This window comes from Rhizobium sp. BK399, assembly GCF_014194695.1.
In the GTDB taxonomy this organism is placed as follows: Bacteria; Pseudomonadota; Alphaproteobacteria; order Rhizobiales; family Rhizobiaceae; genus Rhizobium.
Map to the genome: position 1 here is coordinate 31,391 of NZ_JACIAH010000020.1, position 17,747 is coordinate 49,137.

Annotated in this window: 21 protein-coding genes; 18 read left to right on the forward strand and 3 right to left on the reverse strand. The window is 59.1% G+C overall.

Annotated features, from left to right (window positions below; translation table 11 throughout):
- Window positions 1-17: 17 nt before the first annotated feature.
- The 4 genes from FHT97_RS26885 to FHT97_RS26900 all read left to right on the forward strand — a co-directional run bounded on the left by FHT97_RS26885 (window position 18) and on the right by FHT97_RS26900 (window position 3,366).
- Window positions 18-740, forward strand: a complete 723-nt coding sequence (locus tag FHT97_RS26885) for a GntR family transcriptional regulator (RefSeq protein WP_183758157.1) — start codon at window positions 18-20, stop codon at window positions 738-740.
- A gap of 47 nt (window positions 741-787) precedes the next feature.
- Complete coding sequence (gene uxuA, locus FHT97_RS26890; RefSeq protein WP_183758155.1) at window positions 788-1,975, forward strand: mannonate dehydratase; 1,188 nt, start codon at window positions 788-790, stop codon at window positions 1,973-1,975.
- A gap of 153 nt (window positions 1,976-2,128) precedes the next feature.
- Window positions 2,129-2,434 (forward strand): hypothetical protein, encoded by a 306-nt coding sequence (locus FHT97_RS26895; RefSeq protein WP_183758154.1) that lies wholly within the window; start codon window positions 2,129-2,131, stop codon window positions 2,432-2,434.
- Between the two features lie 170 nt (window positions 2,435-2,604).
- Window positions 2,605-3,366 carry a DUF4239 domain-containing protein gene (locus tag FHT97_RS26900; protein WP_183758152.1) on the forward strand — a complete coding sequence of 254 codons (762 nt, stop codon included), beginning with the start codon at window positions 2,605-2,607 and terminating at the stop codon, window positions 3,364-3,366.
- 33 nt (window positions 3,367-3,399) lie between these two features.
- Here the strand turns inward: FHT97_RS26900 and FHT97_RS26905 are convergent, their stop codons facing one another.
- Window positions 3,400-3,597 (reverse strand): hypothetical protein, encoded by a 198-nt coding sequence (locus FHT97_RS26905; RefSeq protein ID WP_183758150.1) that lies wholly within the window; start codon window positions 3,595-3,597, stop codon window positions 3,400-3,402.
- 363 nt (window positions 3,598-3,960) lie between these two features.
- Here FHT97_RS26905 and FHT97_RS26910 point away from each other — a divergent pair, with 363 nt between their 5' ends.
- From FHT97_RS26910 to FHT97_RS26935, 6 genes are all read left to right on the forward strand, one after another.
- Entirely contained in the window at window positions 3,961-4,404 is a 444-nt protein-coding gene (locus FHT97_RS26910; protein WP_183864751.1) for a helix-turn-helix domain-containing protein, read from the forward strand.
- A gap of 3 nt (window positions 4,405-4,407) precedes the next feature.
- Window positions 4,408-6,237, forward strand: a complete 1,830-nt coding sequence (locus FHT97_RS26915; RefSeq protein WP_183864752.1) for a peptide antibiotic resistance protein — start codon at window positions 4,408-4,410, stop codon at window positions 6,235-6,237.
- A gap of 28 nt (window positions 6,238-6,265) precedes the next feature.
- On the forward strand, window positions 6,266-6,481 hold the full coding sequence (locus tag FHT97_RS26920; RefSeq protein WP_183758144.1) for a hypothetical protein: 216 nt from the start codon (window positions 6,266-6,268) through the stop codon (window positions 6,479-6,481).
- A gap of 9 nt (window positions 6,482-6,490) precedes the next feature.
- On the forward strand, window positions 6,491-7,675 hold the full coding sequence (locus FHT97_RS26925) for a YcaO-like family protein (protein WP_183864774.1): 1,185 nt from the start codon (window positions 6,491-6,493) through the stop codon (window positions 7,673-7,675).
- Complete coding sequence (locus tag FHT97_RS26930; RefSeq protein WP_183864753.1) at window positions 7,672-8,373, forward strand: TfuA-like protein; 702 nt, start codon at window positions 7,672-7,674, stop codon at window positions 8,371-8,373. Before FHT97_RS26925 ends, FHT97_RS26930 begins: the two co-directional genes overlap by 4 nt.
- A 104-nt stretch (window positions 8,374-8,477) precedes the next feature.
- Window positions 8,478-8,729 (forward strand): hypothetical protein, encoded by a 252-nt coding sequence (locus FHT97_RS26935; RefSeq protein WP_183758140.1) that lies wholly within the window; start codon window positions 8,478-8,480, stop codon window positions 8,727-8,729.
- 48 nt (window positions 8,730-8,777) lie between these two features.
- Here FHT97_RS26935 and FHT97_RS26940 read toward each other — a convergent pair whose 3' ends face one another.
- Complete coding sequence (locus FHT97_RS26940; protein ID WP_348649650.1) at window positions 8,778-9,164, reverse strand: GNAT family N-acetyltransferase; 387 nt, start codon at window positions 9,162-9,164, stop codon at window positions 8,778-8,780.
- Between the two features lie 474 nt (window positions 9,165-9,638).
- Between FHT97_RS26940 and FHT97_RS26945 the strand changes: the two genes are divergently transcribed.
- The 6 genes from FHT97_RS26945 (at window position 9,639) to FHT97_RS26970 (ending at window position 14,430) form a co-directional block, all read left to right on the forward strand.
- Window positions 9,639-9,860, forward strand: coding sequence for a hypothetical protein (locus tag FHT97_RS26945; protein WP_183864755.1), 222 nt, complete (start codon window positions 9,639-9,641; stop codon window positions 9,858-9,860).
- A gap of 217 nt (window positions 9,861-10,077) precedes the next feature.
- Window positions 10,078-11,037 (forward strand): helix-turn-helix domain-containing protein, encoded by a 960-nt coding sequence (locus FHT97_RS26950; RefSeq protein WP_183864756.1) that lies wholly within the window; start codon window positions 10,078-10,080, stop codon window positions 11,035-11,037.
- Window positions 11,038-11,185: 148 nt separating this feature from the next.
- Entirely contained in the window at window positions 11,186-12,694 is a 1,509-nt protein-coding gene (adh, locus tag FHT97_RS26955) for an aldehyde dehydrogenase (protein ID WP_183864757.1), read from the forward strand.
- Window positions 12,695-12,757: 63 nt separating this feature from the next.
- Window positions 12,758-13,114 (forward strand): DUF779 domain-containing protein, encoded by a 357-nt coding sequence (locus tag FHT97_RS26960; protein WP_183864758.1) that lies wholly within the window; start codon window positions 12,758-12,760, stop codon window positions 13,112-13,114.
- Between the two features lie 497 nt (window positions 13,115-13,611).
- Complete coding sequence (locus FHT97_RS26965) at window positions 13,612-13,758, forward strand: hypothetical protein (protein WP_183758128.1); 147 nt, start codon at window positions 13,612-13,614, stop codon at window positions 13,756-13,758.
- Between the two features lie 204 nt (window positions 13,759-13,962).
- On the forward strand, window positions 13,963-14,430 hold the full coding sequence (locus FHT97_RS26970) for an Lrp/AsnC family transcriptional regulator (protein WP_183758127.1): 468 nt from the start codon (window positions 13,963-13,965) through the stop codon (window positions 14,428-14,430).
- Between the two features lie 13 nt (window positions 14,431-14,443).
- Here the strand turns inward: FHT97_RS26970 and FHT97_RS26975 are convergent, their stop codons facing one another.
- Window positions 14,444-15,097, reverse strand: a complete 654-nt coding sequence (locus tag FHT97_RS26975; protein ID WP_183758125.1) for a response regulator transcription factor — start codon at window positions 15,095-15,097, stop codon at window positions 14,444-14,446.
- Window positions 15,098-15,516: 419 nt separating this feature from the next.
- Between FHT97_RS26975 and repA the strand changes: the two genes are divergently transcribed.
- The gene (gene repA / locus FHT97_RS26980) at window positions 15,517-16,695 is read left to right on the forward strand and encodes a plasmid partitioning protein RepA (protein ID WP_183758123.1); all 1,179 of its coding nucleotides are present in this window, start codon (window positions 15,517-15,519) and stop codon (window positions 16,693-16,695) included.
- A complete protein-coding gene (gene repB / locus FHT97_RS26985) occupies window positions 16,692-17,690 on the forward strand; it encodes a plasmid partitioning protein RepB (RefSeq protein ID WP_183864759.1) in 999 nt (332 codons plus the stop codon). The genes repA and repB overlap by 4 nt, the downstream gene beginning before the upstream one ends.
- Window positions 17,691-17,747: the final 57 nt, after the last annotated feature.

The window sequence follows — 17,747 nt, forward strand, 5'->3', positions numbered from 1 at the left end:
CAACGTCAGGGCGTTTCATGCAGGCAGCAGTTGTTTCCATTCCGGCGGCCATAGGTTCGGGAGCCGAGAGGTCTGCGAAGCTGCGTCGCGCAACGACCGCCGATGCAATCTTCGAGCGACTTTACAGCGACATTCTCGCGCTGCGCATGCCTCCCGGAATGGTGTTGCAGGAAAAGAAGATCGCAGAGGAATTCAACGTCAGCCGCACCCCGGTCCGGGAAGCATTGCTGCGCCTGTCCGAGGGAGGGCTCGTGGATATCTACCCGCAGTCGGGCACGGTGGTGTCGCGGGTTCCGGTCGCTGCAATTCCCGAGGCCGTGGTGGTGCGCAAATCGCTTGAAGGAACAACGGTGGAACGCGCAGCCGAAGTGGCGACACCGGCAGATATCGCGCGGCTCGACACCGTCATTTCGAGGCAGAGGTCACTTGCTGCCCTCAACGACACATCGGCATTTCACGAGGAGGACGAGGCCTTTCATGAGGCAATCGCCGGCATTGCGGGCTATCCAGGCATCTGGGGGATCCTCAAGACGGTGAAGGTCCAGATTGACAGAGCACGCCGCCTGACATTGCCGGTGCTCGGCCGCATGGACAACGTCGTCTACGAACATGGCCTCATTCGCGACGCGATCGCCGCTCACGACGCCGCAGCGGCTCGAGCCGCCATGTTGCACCACCTGAGCGCTGTCATACCCGATGTCGCCGAGCTTCGCGTCCGATATCCGGATTATTTCTGCTGAGATGATCAGCAGCGCTGCTACCTGAACAAGAAAAGGAGGAGGAAGACATGCGCCAGGGATGGAGGTGGTTCGGGCCTGAGGCGCCGGTGACACTCGACGAGGTTCGTCAAACCGGGGCAACCAACATCGTATCATCGCTGCATCAGGTCCCGATCGGCGAAGCCTGGACCGAAGCTGGCGTGCGTGAGCGCCAGAGCATGATCGAGACGACCCCACCCGGGCGATCGACGCTGACATGGTCGGTCGTCGAAAGCATTCCCATTCCCGACGCCGTCAAGCGCAACGGCGGCCGCGCCAAGTCAGAGATCGAGGCGTGGATCGCAAGCCTGGAAGCGGTTGCAGCCTGTGGCATCCCGATCGTCTGTTACAACTTCATGCCCGTCGTTGACTGGACGCGCACGGACCTTGATCACGTCATCGAAACCGGTGCGACAGCCATGCGGTTCGATCATGAGAAATTTGCTGCCTTCGATCTTTTCGTGCTGAAGCGCGCAGGCGCCGAAAAGCAATACTCTAAAGACGACAAGGCACGCGCCGCTGAGGTGTTCAAATCCATGGACGAAGTCGAGGTTGCGGAGATCACGCGGATCATCACCTCCGCGCTGCCTGGCTCCACGACAGAGCCGCTGACCATCCCTGCGTTCCGCGACAAGCTCGCCGCCTATGCCGGGATTGATGCGGATCGGTTGCGCCAACACCTCATCGAATTCCTGCAGGCGGTAACACCGGTCGCCGAAGCCCGGGGAGTGAAGCTGACGCTGCATCCCGATGATCCACCCCGCTCACTCTTCGGCCTGCCGCGCATCGCGTCGACGGAACAGGACTATGCGGCACTCTTCGACGCAGTTCCATCAGCCGCCAACGGCATGTGCTACTGTACTGGCAGTCTTGGTGTGCGTGCAGACAACGACCTGCCGGCGATCGCCCGGCGCTTCGCATCGAGGATTCACTTTGCGCATTTGCGTGCGACGAAGCGGGAAGGCGACGGAAGGACATTTCACGAGAGTGCGCACCTGGAGGGCGACGTCGATATGGTTGCGGTCCTCAGGGAGCTTGTTGCAGAAGACCGGCGCCGCAGTCCGAGCCAGTCGATTGTCTTCCGCTCAGACCACGGACACAGGATGCTCGACGATCTGAACAAAAATGTCACGCCTGGCTATCCGGCAATTGGACGGATGCGCGGCCTCGCCGAGCTTCGCGGCATATTGTATGCCTTGGACGCAAGGCCGGACTGACAGATATCACCACCTGCTCGCGCGCATCCCTGGGACCAAACATTGGGGATAGCGGGCGGACCATCCCGGCCAGGCTCGGCCGGGATGGGAGATCCACTATCGGGAACAAACTTGCGCACAAACCATTTCTCTTCCTGCAGAGAGGAGAAAACGATGACGTATGACCCCAATGATCCCGTTCGAAACCCCGATCCCAATCCGGATCTGCGCACCGTGCCCGTGCGTCGAAAAGGCCCCTCATGGCTCGGATGGGTTGTGGCTGCCGCGGTGATTCTCGTCGCAGCCTTTGCGATCACCGAATGGTTTGATCGCCCTGGCACTGACCCGAATCCGACGGCCTCAACGACCCAGACCGAGCCGGTGAAGCCGCCGGTAGCGCCTGCCCCGGCTGCACCATCCAGTGAACCTGCAGCACCGGCACCGGCAAATCCGTCGACGAGCGGCACCACGCAGCCGTAAGTCGCAGGAATACGGCAACTCGCATTAGAGGACCCGTGCCCCGGAAAGCGCTGACTTTCCGGGGTCTTTCGTCTTTTGAGGGCAGTCCTTAGGATCTTAGCCAGCACACCGCTTGACGAGATCCCGCCGCTTCGCTTCGATAGGAAGGCGCGAGGCGGGATTCTTTCACAATGACAGCACTCTCTACCGGATGCATCATCGCCCTGCTTCTGGCGTCGGGCGCACTCGTCGGTGCGCTGATCAGCCGCCGCCTTCCCAACCATCACCTTTCGACGGAGTCCAAGGAGGCCATCAAGCTTGCGACTGCGATCGTTGGAACTCTCGCGGCCCTCGCGCTCGGCTTTCTGGTCGCGTCTGCGAAGACGACATTTGATGACGCCGAAACCGAACTCAGGGAATCGGCTGCAAGGCTGGTCCTCCTGGATCGCGTCCTGGCGCAGTATGGTCCAGGGCTTGTCGAGGTTCGAAAGCAGCTCTCGGCCCTCGTTTCGGCTCGCATTGAGCGCAGTTTCGAAGGGGGAAAGCGGACCGCGATCGCCAGTTCACCCGAGGACGACCCTGGTATCGAACCGGTTCAGAGGGCATTGAGAGCATTGACGCCTGACGATGAGGTCAAGCGCCTTCTCAAGAACCGGGCGCTTGATATCAGTGGCGCCATAGCAGAGTCCCATTGGCTGGTCCTTGAAACAGGCGAGGACGGTCTGCCGGGCGCATTTCTCGTCGTGCTGACGTTCTGGCTGATCGTGATCTTTTTCACGTTTGGCCTGCTATCGCCCTTCAACGGAACGGTCATATCGATCGTCGTGGTCTGTGCGATATCCGTGGGCGGAGCGATCTTCATCGTCAACGACATGGCCCACCCCTATGGAGGGCTAATATCGGTATCGGACGAGTCTCTGCGAATTGCCCTGTCACGCATGGGTCGCAACTGAGCCGTTTATGAAACGGTTCAAGGCGCGGCGCGCTCAGTGTGTTGCGGCGCGCTTCCTCGAGGCTGCAAGTATATAGTCGTCCGCAATGTCGGCGATCGCCATGGCGATTTCGGTCGGCGTGAAATCCAAAACCTTGTCACCCTTGATGATCTGGTAGACGGCCTCTTCCAGTTTTTCCCGGCAGGCAGAAAGCCTGTCCGCATGATTGACCTCTATGGCTCGTAGTTGCATGCTCTTTCTCCCGCCAATCGGGCGCACGCGATGTGCGCTTTACGCTGAAATGAGTTGAGCAAGGCGCCCGGACCTCAACTTACCCTAGCCATGACCATAATCAGAAAAAAAGGAAGCGCTTGTGAAATCGACGTGACACCAGCATAGATAGAGTCGCGAACTGTATATCACCACCGATCGGTGTCGGTTGGCCGCGTTCTGTTGGTCGTTCCCACGTTTTGAAGCAGAGTAGGGACGCGACATTCACGCCTTTTACAAGAAATTGTGGCAATAGCATTTAGGTTCTTGAATAAATTTACTCTCGGTTGTATTTTTCGGCAAAATTCATATAATGCTAGTCTGACACGAGCAACGGGGATTGTCATGAAGGCCAAAACTCCAAACGCCATTGACGCCTATGTTGGTGATCGGGTCAGGCAGCGGCGAAAGCTTCTTGGCCTCAGCCAGGTCAGTCTTTCGGAATCACTCGGCATCACGTTCCAGCAACTGCAAAAATACGAAAAGGGCGTCAATCGTATCGGCGCCAGTCGTCTGCAGCGGATCTCGGAAGTCCTCGGAGTTCCGATCGGCTTTTTTTTCGAGGAAGGCAATGACCGTGGCATGGGACAGCACCTCAGCCCGCATGCAGACGAGGTGGCAAGCTTCATCGCATCGAAGGAAGGCCTTGCCCTCACGCGGGCCTTCATCGCGATCGACGATCCGAATATCCGCCGCACCCTGCTCGCACTCGCAAGAAGCCTCGGCTCATCACAGGCCGCCGCTGACGAGCCCGAAAGTTGGGACCGAGTGGACAATCTGAGAGGATAGTCCGTGCTGTATCTCCGGACCTTCGGCGAATTGCGCATGACCGATGGTACGGGCAATGCCTTGGCATATCCCGCAAAGGCATTGCTGACGATAGCCTATCTTTTTACCTGCACCGATCATACGCTGACGCGTCAGGAGATTGCCGCCTTTCTCTGGTCTGACGCGGAGCCGGATCAGGCGGGTCTCAACCTCAGGAAGCTGATTTCACGCATACGCCAGATCGATGAAAGCGATAGGGCACCACTCGAAATCACGCAATCGGCTGTCCGGTTGCGAACCGGAGTGCTGAGCGCCGACCTGCAGGTATTCGACGAGCTTCGGCCACCGATGGAGAAACTCAAGGCGGTCAGCGAACTACTTCAGCGTGATTTCGCCGGCAGCGTGAGATCGGTCAACAAGGCCATCGACAACTGGATCGCAAGGCAAGAGGAAATCCATCTGACCAAGATGCGCCAGGTGCTCTTGGAGGCAGCCGGCTCTGCTACCAGCACTGAGGATTCGCGCACTATATCTGGAGCAGCCGTCCAGATCCTCGAACAGAATCCGACCGATGAGCCGGTTCGTGCAATCCTGCAATCACTTCCCGGAATTGCAGCGAGCCGTCAGCAGCCGGCAATGCCATCATTTCGAGCGATGGCTGAGGCCAGCTCCCCAACGGCTGACGGCGATCCGCCGGACCAGCGTGGGCTTGGCCGCCTGCCGCGGTTGGTGCTACTTCCCCCGACATCGCAGGGAGGCATTGGCGGGCTTCAGCTTGCCGCTGCGCTTGTCGAGGATGTGACGATCGAGTTATGTGCACTGCGCAACCTTTCCATCGTCGCTCCCCACACCGCAGAGCAGATCCGTCGCGATTCCGACAAGGCGGCCATCATCGCGCGCCACTCGATCTCCTATCTCCTCGACACGCGACACTCAGGTGAAGGACTTTATGCCCAGCTCGTCTTTTTCCCGACCGACGAAATTATCTGGGCGATGCGATTTCCGATGGACGCGGCAACGTTGCCGACCCAGCGGCGTCTGATCGCACAACACCTGGCATCCTCTGTTGCTGATGAACTTGCCAGGAACGAGCAAGGCCGGTTGAGCCTGGAAGCCAATCCGCAGGCCTATCATGCCTACCTCGTTGGTGCGAGCCTCATTGGGAAATTGACGTTGCCCCACATCCGAAGGGCCCGGTCAGCCTTCAAGGAGGCGTTGAAATACAACCACGGTTTCGCCCCGGCATTCACGGGCCTGGCCCGAAGCTATACCAGCGAGTGGCTGGTGACTGCTCAGGGCAATTCGGAGCTTCTGAACCTCGCCGAGCAGAACGCAGTCAAGTCCATCGAGTATGATGAGATTTCTGCCGGGGGGTTTCGCGAGCTCGGCGTGACAAAGCTCTATCTCGGGGACGTCGATGAGAGCGTCGCTGCGCTCAGCCACGCAGAGAATTTGAGCCCCCACTTCGCCGATGTGATCTACAGCCATGCCGATACGCTGGTCCATGCCTCCCGACCGGGGGACGCACTGGAAAAGATCAAGAAGGCGATCGCGCTTAATCCGCTGGCGCCGGACAGCTACCTCTGGTGTGCCGCCGGGGCGAGCTACTTTCTCGAGCAGTACGAGGATGCGGTTGCCTACGTCGAAGCGATGAAGGACAAGACACCGGCCCATCGCATCGCGGCTGCAAGCTTGGCAATGATGGGCGATCGCAGGCGGGCACATGTCTACCGACAGCGTGCTGCGGCTCTCAATCCGGTGTTCGACGTCGAAAAGTGGCTATCCGTCGTGCCGTTCAAGGAGCAATGGCAGAAGGATCTCTACCGTGAGGGTCTCTTGAAGGCGGGATTTTAACGGGCTTATCAACTGGAGAGGGAATGTCATGACAAAGGCAGTTGTGTTCGGCGTCGAAGGAGACGACACGCTCTATATTGCGGATCTGGAAGCGGGGACGGTGAAAGCACTGGATTCTGCCCCTGGCGACCTGGGCAAAATAGCAGCAATGAGGAAGGGCGGCGTCAAGGTCGTCAAGAAGGTGGATTTCGCTGTGGCGGTTTCTTCGGCGAAGGCAGCCTTCTCCGGTCACGTGGAGCCTTGAGTTCTGGTCCTGTCTGATCGTGCGCGTTACACCGACCGTACCGTTGCGGCCAGCGAGACGCTGTTGCGCACCGTTCCGCTCCTGGCGGGCTTTGGCATCACACGTGTGGCGCGGCACACCGGACTAGACTTCATCGGCCTTCCCGTGTGGTGCGCCTACATTCCAAACGGTCGGTCGATTGCCATCAGCCAGGGCAAGGGGCTGACCGACGAGGACGCCAGGGTGTCGGCCATCATGGAGGCGCTGGAGCGGGTTGTGGCGAACGCCCCGTCTGTTTCAGTGCGCCGTGCATCGGCGAGGAAATTGAAGGCCGAGGGTCTGGCGTTCGATTCCCTTCCCTCCCTGATTGGTCGCCATCAGCAGGAAATCCAACCAGACGAGGAGGTCGACTGGGGGCTTGGCGCTGATCTGTTGGCCGACAGGGGGGTCTACGTCCCGGTCGATGCGGCGGTGCTAGACAGAACGCGACACAATCGCTTTTGGATGTCATCCGACGGGCTCGCGTCCGGCAATACGCCTGAGGAAGCCATCCTGCATGGCCTACTCGAGCGGATCGAACGGGACGCCTATTGTCTTTGGCAGGTTGGAAGCGAGGAGGATCGGCTTGCAAGTTGTCTCGATGCCGCCTGCATCGGCGACCCCGTTCTGGACGGACTGCTTGCGACCATCGAAACAGCGGGACTTGATATCAGGCTGTTCGATATGACGACCGACATCGGGGTTCCCTGCGTCACGGCAGTCATGGGTGCGCGTGAACCGCACCGTCAAGGCGCGCGCTTTGTCGAAGTCACCGGTGGCAGCGGCGCCCACCTTTCCATGGCAAGGGCGGCGATCAGGGCCGTTACCGAGGCTGTCCAGTCCAGAATGACCTACATCAGCGGCGCCCGGGACGACATTCCGGCCGAGCTGTTTCGCACGCCGGCGCCCGCCGAGACCTTGCGCCTCCTGGATGCCGTTCCGCTTGGCCGCGACAGCCCCGCCCCTTTTTGCCCGGGCAACGTCACGGACCACCTCCGCGTGGTGCTCGATATCTTGCGTTCTCATGACGTCGGTCCGGCGATTGCCTTGTCGCTCGCGCCGCCGTCCCTTCCCTTCCATGTGGTCAAGGTCTTCATGCCAGCGCTCGAGAACCCCGAGGGGGCGCGTGCACACCTTTACGGTCCGCGTGCGCTTGCAAAGGCAATTTGCTCATGAGGGTCGTGTTCGTCGGGCCGAGCCTGCCTGCGAATGCACACCCCATGGCGACCGACATCCTTTTCCGCCCGCCGGCGGTTCAGGGCGACGTGCTTGCGGCCGTCCGCAGCGGGGCACAGGTCATCGGTATTGTCGATGGAGGGTTCGAATACACCGCCCCCGTGCTGCACAAGGAAATCCTCTATGCCCTCTCGCACCGGGTTCATGTCTTCGGAGCGGCAAGCATGGGAGCGCTTCGGGCAGCCGAGTGCAGGACCTTCGGCATGGTTGGGATCGGCCGGATCTATGAAGACTATGTGTCCGGCGCAATCGTTGACGACGCCGACGTAGCACTGCTGCACGGGCCATCCGAGCTCGGCTACCGGCCACTCACCGTCCCGATGGTCAATGTCAGGGCGACACTCGATGCCATCGAGGTTTGCGGCGAACTTGATCCGGCCCACCGTCTGGAAATCGAGCGCGCTGCGTCAGTGACGTTCTTCAAGAAAAGGACATGGAAAACGGTTCTTGAGAATGCAAACATGACCAATGCGGAAAGAAGGGCCTTGTTACCTGTCCTCATTTCACGGGAGGTCGATCAGAAAGCAGCTGATGCGGGCGCGCTTGTAAGGGCGGTCAAGGATGCGGATCTCGAGGCATCGCCACACGCACCGCAATGGATTTTCAACAACACGCTGCCGTTATGGAACGGTGAATAGTCACTCGCTACGGCACAATGCAACAAGAACGTGTGTCACGGGTTTTTCACGGGCCTTTTGCGCGTGCCGCGACTAATCTCCATCCTGTTCGAGGGAGAGCAGAGATGAGTGCGACATCAGAATGCCGGACGATCGGTTTGCGGAGCGATGAGCGGTCTTCCGACGAGTTGGACGAACTCGTCGCGCTGGCCCGGATGATCGCCTTCGCCAAGGGCGCTGCGGAGGATATCGATCTTTCCGGGGCAATGCATTGCCTTGGCATGGCATTGAATGAGGTTCTGCGCGAGATCGGCGACGGTTCGCATGATGGATTGGCGGATGCGATAGCCACCAAGGGCTCGATCTGCCTGAACTGATAAAGATGAGGGGACGTTGGGGGAGAGGCCGGCGCATGTTGCGCCGGCCTATTTCAATTTCTTGGAATAGACACAGAGCTTTTCGGAGTGCTCGTAGTCATTGCTCTTGTAGTACTCCGCAACCCCGCCGGTGCTGCGGGAGACGAGCCAGACAAAAACGAACCCAAGAATACGGGCTTCTGCTTCCAGATGGTTCAATAGGCGCGAACCGATGCCTGCGCGCTGGTGATTCGGTCTTATTGCGATCTCGGCAATATGGATACCCCGTCCCATGACGGAGGTGTGAGGAAGTCCGAAGGCAAAACCGATCGGCTGTGTTCCATCGAATGCCGCCACGGCCAGGCATTTGGGTGTCGTCGTCAGTTCGTCGATCCGCGAAACTGCGTTGTCGATCGTCCACTCTTCATGCCAGGGATGCTTGGCGTAGGCTTCCACAATTATATCCGCGCTTTCCAGCGCCTCTTGCCTGGTCATGCGTCTATAAACAATCGGCATACACCCACTGTCACCGTCAGCGTGGTTTACGCTACTGGTGCCTTCCTGTTCACTCTACCCCGGAAACCTTAGACCATAGGCCGCGCGCTGTGTGTCGTGACTTCGCCGTGACACTCGTTTTGCGCGAGATCAAACAATGAAATCATTGGATAAGTTCCCGACCGTCGCCACGGATGCACCCTTTGTATATGGGGCATTGGCACTTTTTTCCTCGCGAGATCGCGGTCTGCGTTGATACCAAAGGAAAGCCCCGTAATCGTTCGCCAGGCCCCATGCGTGTGCCTTGAAGCGACCTGCCAAGCATTCGGCCATCCCTACCCTCTCTCCTTCAAGCCCATCACCGATGGAATGGCGACCGGTGCCCTTAAGAACTGATCCATTTTCAGATCGCAGGAAGACCTCAGGCCGCTTACATTGCATCAACGCCTCGAGCGCACGGGCGTCCGCGACGCGGAATGGAATACCGGCGCTCGCACGCAGTGCTCGGGGCCCGCTGCTGGTCCATTCGAGCTCGAGCTTCACGCCAATTGGCGCAAGTACCGGCAGGTCAGCCTCCTCGAGGATACCATGCCCGACAAGGCAGCGGCGGGGTTGTTCACGTTCGAGGACAGGAGCTGGCGAATCTCGAGGGCGTGAACGGCGTCACCGCGTCAACTCCTTACGGTTTCGGACGGGGCAGCAGCTTTAGCCCCGCCCCCAGCTACGCCAGCCAAGCCGACACAGGTCATGTGGCGCAATATTGCGACACATGACCCACTGCAATCACGGCAGTCCAAAACACAACCGGGCGGCCGAGAATTGCCAAAGCGGCGGCTTTGAGCCAAGCTGCAATAAGAATTGGTTGGAGGAGCCAATGCACGAACTCGCCGCTCATGCAGAGCACGTCTATACCTCAGCTCAAAGGGATTCTGCCGCCGCGAACTCGTCTGTCGTTGCGTCATGGCGGCGATGTATCGCCATGCACAGGCTCTCGCCCGAACAAATGCGACCGCCGATCCGTGTTAGTGAGCATGAGCTCCAAGAGGCCCGTGATGCTTCGCAAAGCCTGATTGCAGATGCTTCGGTCGAACTCGATCGGCTGTTCGCGACAGTTGGCAAGAGCGGTTGCTGCCTGATCTTGAGTGACCATAAAGGGGTTGCGCTGGAACGCCGCGGCATCGCGGGGGATGACAGGCACTTCCATGAACTTGGACTGTGGCCCGGGTCCATCTGGACCGAAGCCAGCATCGGTACGAACGGGATCGGGACTGCGATCGCGGATGACAGGCCCGTCACCATTTTGCGGGATCAGCATTTCTTCAGCTCCAACATCAGCCTGAGTTGCACGACTGCACCGATTCGCGATCACCGCGGACAATTGGCTGCTGCGCTGGACATCTCGTCATGCCGCGACGACGTAAACGAGGTTACACTGGGTATTCTCGCACAGATGGTTCGCGACGCGGCGTTGCGTATCGAAGTCAATCTGTTCCGGAGCGCTTTTCCAGGTGCCCGCTTCCTTGTCGTTCCGACGGCTGGCAATCCGACCGCGGCGCTCCTTGCCGTCGACCGCCATGATCTCGTCCTTGGCGCGACGCGGGCTGCGCGACTGGCCCTTAAGCTGGACGACAGGCGTCTTTCCGCGGGACTGCCCGCGGCCGATGCACTGCAGGAACAGAACCCGGCACCAAACCAGGACCTCGTCGACGCCGAGCGCGCGGCATTGTTGCGTGCCCTGTCCCGTACAAGCGGAAACGTCTCCCAGGCAGCCGTTGCACTCGGCATGAGCCGGTCGACGCTGCACCGGAAAATGAAAAGACTTAACCTGCATTGATGGCGACAGCGCCAGCGCCGCGCTGTCGCAGGAGTGCTACACAGTGCACTGCGGTATCCCTTGGCGGCGCTTTCACACGCCGCAAAACTCGCGCAGGCTTCCTCTCACCGGTTCACTCCAGAACCTGGACCTTTGAAGGGAGGATGACATGCTGCATCAGAAGATCGTCGAGTCGCCATTCAGGACGAGTTACGGCAACTTCATAGGGGGCGAGTGGCGCGAGCCTATTGAAGGACGCTATTTCGACAACGTCACCCCTGTCACCGGAGGCAAGCTTTGCGAGGTGGCGCGTTCGAGCGAACTCGACGTCAATGCCGCACTCGACGCCGCACATGCCGCCAGGCCGGGTTGGGCACGGACATCGGCGACCGAGCGATCCAATATCCTGATGAAGATCGCTCAGCGAATGGAAGACAAACTCGAGCTTCTGGCGCGAGCCGAGACGTGGGACAATGGCAAACCGATCCGCGAGACAATGGCGGCTGACATTCCGCTGGCTATCGACCACTTCAGATACTTTGCCTCCTGCATCCGCGCGCAGGAAGGCTCTATCGGCGAGATCGACCACGATACGGTTGCCTACCATTTTCACGAGCCGCTCGGCGTTGTTGGCCAGATCATACCCTGGAATTTTCCGATCCTGATGGCGGCGTGGAAAGTCGCTCCCGCTCTTGCTGCCGGCAATTGCGTGGTCATCAAGCCAGCCGAACAGACGCCTGCATCCCTGCTCGTCTGGGCAGAGCTCGTCGGTGACCTGTTGTCTCCGGGCGTGCTCAACATTGTCAACGGGTTCGGCCTGGAGGCTGGAAAGCCGCTGGCCTCCAGTCCTCGCATCGCAAAGATCGCCTTTACCGGCGAAACGACGACGGGCCGACTGGTCATGCAATATGCGAGCCAGAACCTTATCCCGGTGACGCTTGAACTTGGCGGCAAATCGCCGAACATCTTCTTTGCCGATGTGATGAGTGAAGAGGACGATTTCCTGGATAAGGCACTCGAAGGCTTTGCTATGTTCGCGCTGAACCAGGGGGAGGTCTGCACGTGCCCCAGTCGCGCTCTGGTTCAGGAATCGATCTACGACCGTTTCATGGAGAAAGCCGTCAGGCGCGTCGAAGCCATCAGACAGGGAAATCCCCTGGACCAAGCGACGATGATCGGAGCCCAAGCCTCGAACGAGCAACTCGAGAAAATCCTTGCCTACCTGGATATTGGCAAGCAGGAGGGCGCCGAGGTCCTCGCAGGTGGATCGCGCAATGAACTCGGCGGTGAGCTCGCCAACGGCTACTACGTGAAGCCCACCATCTTCAGGGGGCATAACAAGATGCGCATCTTTCAGGAGGAAATCTTCGGGCCGGTCGTTGCTGTTACCACGTTCAAGGATGAGGCCGAGGCACTGGAGATTGCCAACGATACACTCTACGGGCTCGGTGCCGGCGTCTGGAGCCGTGACGCCAATCGTTGCTACCGGTTTGGCCGCAATATCGAGGCCGGACGGGTATGGACGAATTGCTATCACGCCTATCCTGCCCACGCCGCCTTCGGTGGCTACAAGCAGTCAGGCATCGGTCGCGAAACCCACAAGATGATGCTCGATCATTACCAGCAAACGAAAAACATGCTGGTGAGCTACAGCCCAAAGGCGCTCGGTTTCTTTTGAGGTCACTCCTGCGGCGAATGGCCCGCTCCACTGAAGGAGCGGGCCGGAAGAAGGAGGAGAAGGATGGAATTGAGCATGAAGGATGAGCCCCGTGTCATCGCGACGGACACCGCGATAGCATTGATTAAGGAGATCCGGCGGGATCATCCGGATATTCTGTTTCATCAGTCGGGCGGTTGTTGCGATGGCTCGTCGCCAATGTGCTACCCGTCGGGTGATTTCGTCGTCGGCGACCACGACATCAAGCTGGGGGAGATTGCCGGGGTCCCTGTCTATATCAGCGCCACCCAGTTCGAGGCGTGGAAGCACACGCAGCTGATCATAGACGTCGTTCCCGGTCGTGGCGGAATGTTCTCACTCGACAATGGACGGGAGAGGCGGTTCCTGACCCGGTCACGTCTTCTTGGGCGCACCCCGTGACGAGACGACACGATCGCAGATTGCTGCTCTGGTCGACCGGATTGCGGGAACCGTCGATCGGACGACCGGAAACGGCGCCCGGGCGCAAGCGTGGAGCCGTTTTCCGGGCCGTATCATTTTGTTCAGCCCGCACGCGCCCGGTGAATTGATGATTTGCTCGCCCGTTGTTCCACCTGGTCCTTCCTCATCGCTCCCGGCACGTCGACTTGCGCGTGCCCGGGAAAGCATAGTGAAAATGTCTGACAATCGGAATAATCAATCCGGCCCGCGATATGAACTGAAACTGTATTTTCCGCGGCCTCTTGATATTTCGAAGAAGGGGTGCCATTTACCGCTCACCGCCCGTATCGACGGCCTGCAGACCTGCCCGCTGAGGCTGGTCGCGTTTGCTGTCCGGGAAAGAAAAGGCGCTCCCCGACCGGGTTGAGCGCCTTTTTCTTTTTGACATCCGCCACGGTTCGCCCGAAACAGGTAGGCCTCGACGGAGAAGCCTGCAGATGAACGACAATGTTATCCAATTCCGACGTCCAAAGCCGCCAAGGCCACCAAGGCCGCGTTTGCGGAAGCTTGCCATAGCAGCCGGCGTGCTTGCCCTGCTTGTCGCCGCCTGGGGGTACTTCACGCTTTTCGGTGCGCCGACCTGATCGACGACATCGGCGCCGCGGCTCGGGACAGCTCGGCGCGGTTCCTCGGGAACGTTCTTTTTCGTCGGGACTTTTCTCGGTGTCTTTCTCGTCACAGCATTGCGCTGTTCACTGCGTGCATCGTGCATGAGCATGTCCGGATGCGGCGGGATTCAGCCAGAATACCACTGCGCCAGAAATGTGCATCGACACCGAGAGAAGCTGATGAAATCGTCTGAACTCGACAATGTGGACCGCAAGATCCTTCAACTGCTGCAGGTGGATGGCTCCCTCAGCCACGCGGCGCTCGCGGAGCGCGTGGGTGCCTCCGCTGCCTCCTGCTGGCGTCGGATCAAGGCGCTCGAGGCATCCGGAATGCTTGGACCAACCGTCAGGCTTGTCAGCCCCGAGGCGGTCGGCCGCGGCCTGACCGTGTTCTGCCAGGTTCGCATGAAGTCGCATGATCCGGCCGCGAGGAGCGACTTCGAGCGTTTTGCCGAAAGTCACCAGGAAGTCCTCGAATGCTACTCGATGTCAGGAGACTGGGACTATCTCTTGCGTGTCGCTGTCGCTGACGTAAAGGACTACGAGCGCTTGCTCATGAAAGGCATACTGACACACCATGCGGTGGCAACGTCATCGTCGCATTTCGCGTTGAAACGGGTCAAATATTCGACGTCTGTCCCGGTTTGAAATGTGCAATGGACTAGTGGTCGTTCTGCTCGTCAATGACATCGCGCAAGGTCATGGCAGCCTCGGTTCGATTTCCAACGCCGAGCTTGGCCATGATCTGGGTCATATGATGCTTGATTGTCTTTTCATGCAACTCGAGCTTGCGTGCAACAAGTTTGTTGCTCATTCCCGACGCAACAAGGTGAAGCACCTCCTGCTCACGGTTTGTGAGCATTGAGATCGCGCTTTGCTTGCTCGGTTCGGGCGCGGCACGGTTGGACAGCAACCGTGCCGAAAGGGCCGGCGCCACATAGCTTTCACCATCTGCGACATTGCGAATGATTTCTGCAAGGGTTCTTGCCCCGACGCCTTTCAGGACATAGCCCTTCGCACCACGATCAAGTGCTGCCGTCACGTCGTCACTGGACTCCGACACGGTCAGCATGACGATCTTCTGCGTCGGTAGACGGTCCAGAATCGCGGAGATTGCATTCAAGCCGCCACCGGGCATCGAAATATCGAGGAGCAATACGTCGGGCTGCTGATCCTCTGCAACTTTGATGGCATCGTCCTTCGAGCTTCCTTCCGCGACGATCTTGAACCCCTCGATTTCTGACAGGCTCCGCGCCACTCCTTCCCTGAACAGCGGATGGTCATCGACCACTGCAACGCGGATTGCTGTTTTCATGACTGGCCGATCTCCTCAATCGTGACAGGTGGCACCGTGCTTTGGTAATCGAAGCCGGGGCCCGCATCGTCGGGCCGTCCAGTTTCGTCTGGACCGTGAACATTATTCCGATCGGCCTGCGCGTCAAACATTACGATGGTATGACGGTCCAGTTCAGACCATAGGTCCATGGCAGATCAGACCTTGGTCCTGCAAAGGCGGCCAGATTGGACTGACCGAGCGCCATCCCGCGGGCGCTTTTTGGCCGTTTCCGGAGAGACGCGGCCGGCGCCAAGCATTTGCCGAATCTCTCGAATCGAGCTAGTTCTCAAACTACGGAAATTTATCGAATTATCGCCATCTGGCGAAACAACTGGCAAAACAATCATTCGCGAACGATGTCAGCATCTGGATCATTGAAGCGAACTGAGGGAAGAAACGTGAATCGGCATCTGAGCAGCCTCGACTTTATGCAGAGCTTTTCCACCAAATTGGAGCTTGCCCTGCAAAATCTTTCGATGGCGCAGTACCCACCTGACGCGCGCCGCGAGATGCGAAAATTCTCTTCGTCAGAGGTCGCAGGGCTTCTCGACGTGTCGGAAGCCTATATCAGGCAGATCGTTCTCAAGGAAAAAGGGCCAGCGCCCGAGACCACCACCAATGGCCGGCGCATGTACACGCTCGAGCAAATCCTCGAACTGCGCCTGATGCTCGCCGAAAAGGGCCGCAAAAAGTGGATGAACCCGAGACGCGTGGCCGGTGAAGAGTGCCAGATCCTCGCGGTCACCAACTTCAAGGGCGGATCGAGCAAGACGTCCACGACAATTCACCTTGGCCACTACCTCGCTCTGAAGGGCTATCGCGTCTTGGCAGTCGATCTCGATCCCCAGGCGTCACTGACCAGCCTGCATGGGATGCTTCCCGATTTCGATCCGCGCGAAGATGAGACGCTTTATGCGGCCATCCGCTTCACGGACCCGAAACCGACAAAGTCCCTCATCCACTCCACCCATATTGCTGGCTTCGATGTGATCTGTGCCGGTCTTGATCTGACCGAGTTCGAGACCGCGGTTGCACTCGAGATGCGCAAGAATGGGGGCACCAGCTTCCTGCTGCGCGTATCCCAGGCGCTTGAGCAGGTTGCCGATGATTATGACGTCATCCTGATGGATTCGGCCCCTTCCCTGAACTTCCTCACACTATCGTCCCTGACGGCTGCCACCGGCGTGATCATTCCGGTCCCCGCGCACATGCTGGACGTCGATTCAACGGGAAAGTTCCTGGAACTTGCTTCGTCCTACATGCAGATCCTGAGCGAGATGGGGACTTCTGCACAATGGGATTTTGCAAAGTTTCTCGTCACGAAGTTCGAGGCCAACGATCATCCACAAGCCAACATGACCGCATTGATGCGGCAGGTCTTCGGTGAGGACCTGCTGTTGAACATGGTAACCAAATCGACCGCGGTTGCCGATGCCCTGACCTGGAAGCAAAGCCTTTACGAGGTGCAGCGTTCGCGTTTCTCGGCACCCAAAACCTATGACCGAGCCATGGAGTCCATCAACGCTGCCAATGCCGAGATCGAGAAGCTGCTCTGGGCGGCATGGGGGCGCGAATGAGCCGCAAGGATTCCCGCGGAATGTTCGCCAACGTGCTCGGTCAGCTTGAGCAGCCGAGCGCCGCGCCGAGCGTGAAGCCCACCTCGTCACCGCACCTCCTCAAGGTCGCGGCGGGGGTTCGGCAGATCCAGGAAAAAGGCGAGGCTCTCGACAGACTCCTGAAAGATGCAGACCATGTCGTGGACGTCGACCCGATTGACGTCGCGCCATCCTCCATCCCGGACCGCTTTGATGGCGCCTACGACGAGGCCGCAGTCGAGGAAATAGCTGCGTCGATAAGGGAGCGCGGTCAGATCGTCCCCGGTCTCATCCGTCCTTTCAAGGGTGATAGTGCACCCTATCAGATCGTGTTCGGGCGACGTCGCCTCGCCGCAGTCAAAATGCTCGGGTTGAAGTTCCGAGCAATCGTGCGTGAGCTCAGCGATGAAGAAGCAATCATCTTTCAGGGCGAGGAGAACGCCAGCCGCAACGATCTGTCCTTTATCGAGAAATGTGCATTTGCGCTCTCGCAGGAGCAGGCAGGCTACCGGCGCGATGTCATCTGCGCATCACTTGCGACCGGAAAGTCGCATCTCTCCGAGATGCTGCGGATCGCAACGGCAATCCCGCGAGACGTTTTGGTGCAAATTGGTCCCTCGCCCGAGATTGGCCGTCGTCGCTGGATTGATTTCGCCGATGCATTCGCCGCCAGCCCGGGCGGGGCAGACCGTATCCGCCAGGCGCTCGGCCAGGACAGACATGGCGGCCCCAAGGATCGGTTTGCCGTCGCTCTCGCGGCTCTGAAGTCCGAAGCTGGCCCGGCGTCCTCACTGAAAGCCGCCACCGAAATTCGCGCAAACGGTTTTCTGATTGCGACTGTCAGTCATGCCAAGTCTGGGTCGAAGATCAGCTTCAACAAAGCGGTTGCGCCCAGTTTTATCGATTTTCTCAACGATCGCATGGAGTCGCTTCACAGCGAGTTCGTTCAGTCGACACAACGCAACAGCAAAGGATGATCATCGCAAAAGAAAAAAGCTCCCGAACGTTGCCGTCGCGGAAGCCCTTCTCATAGG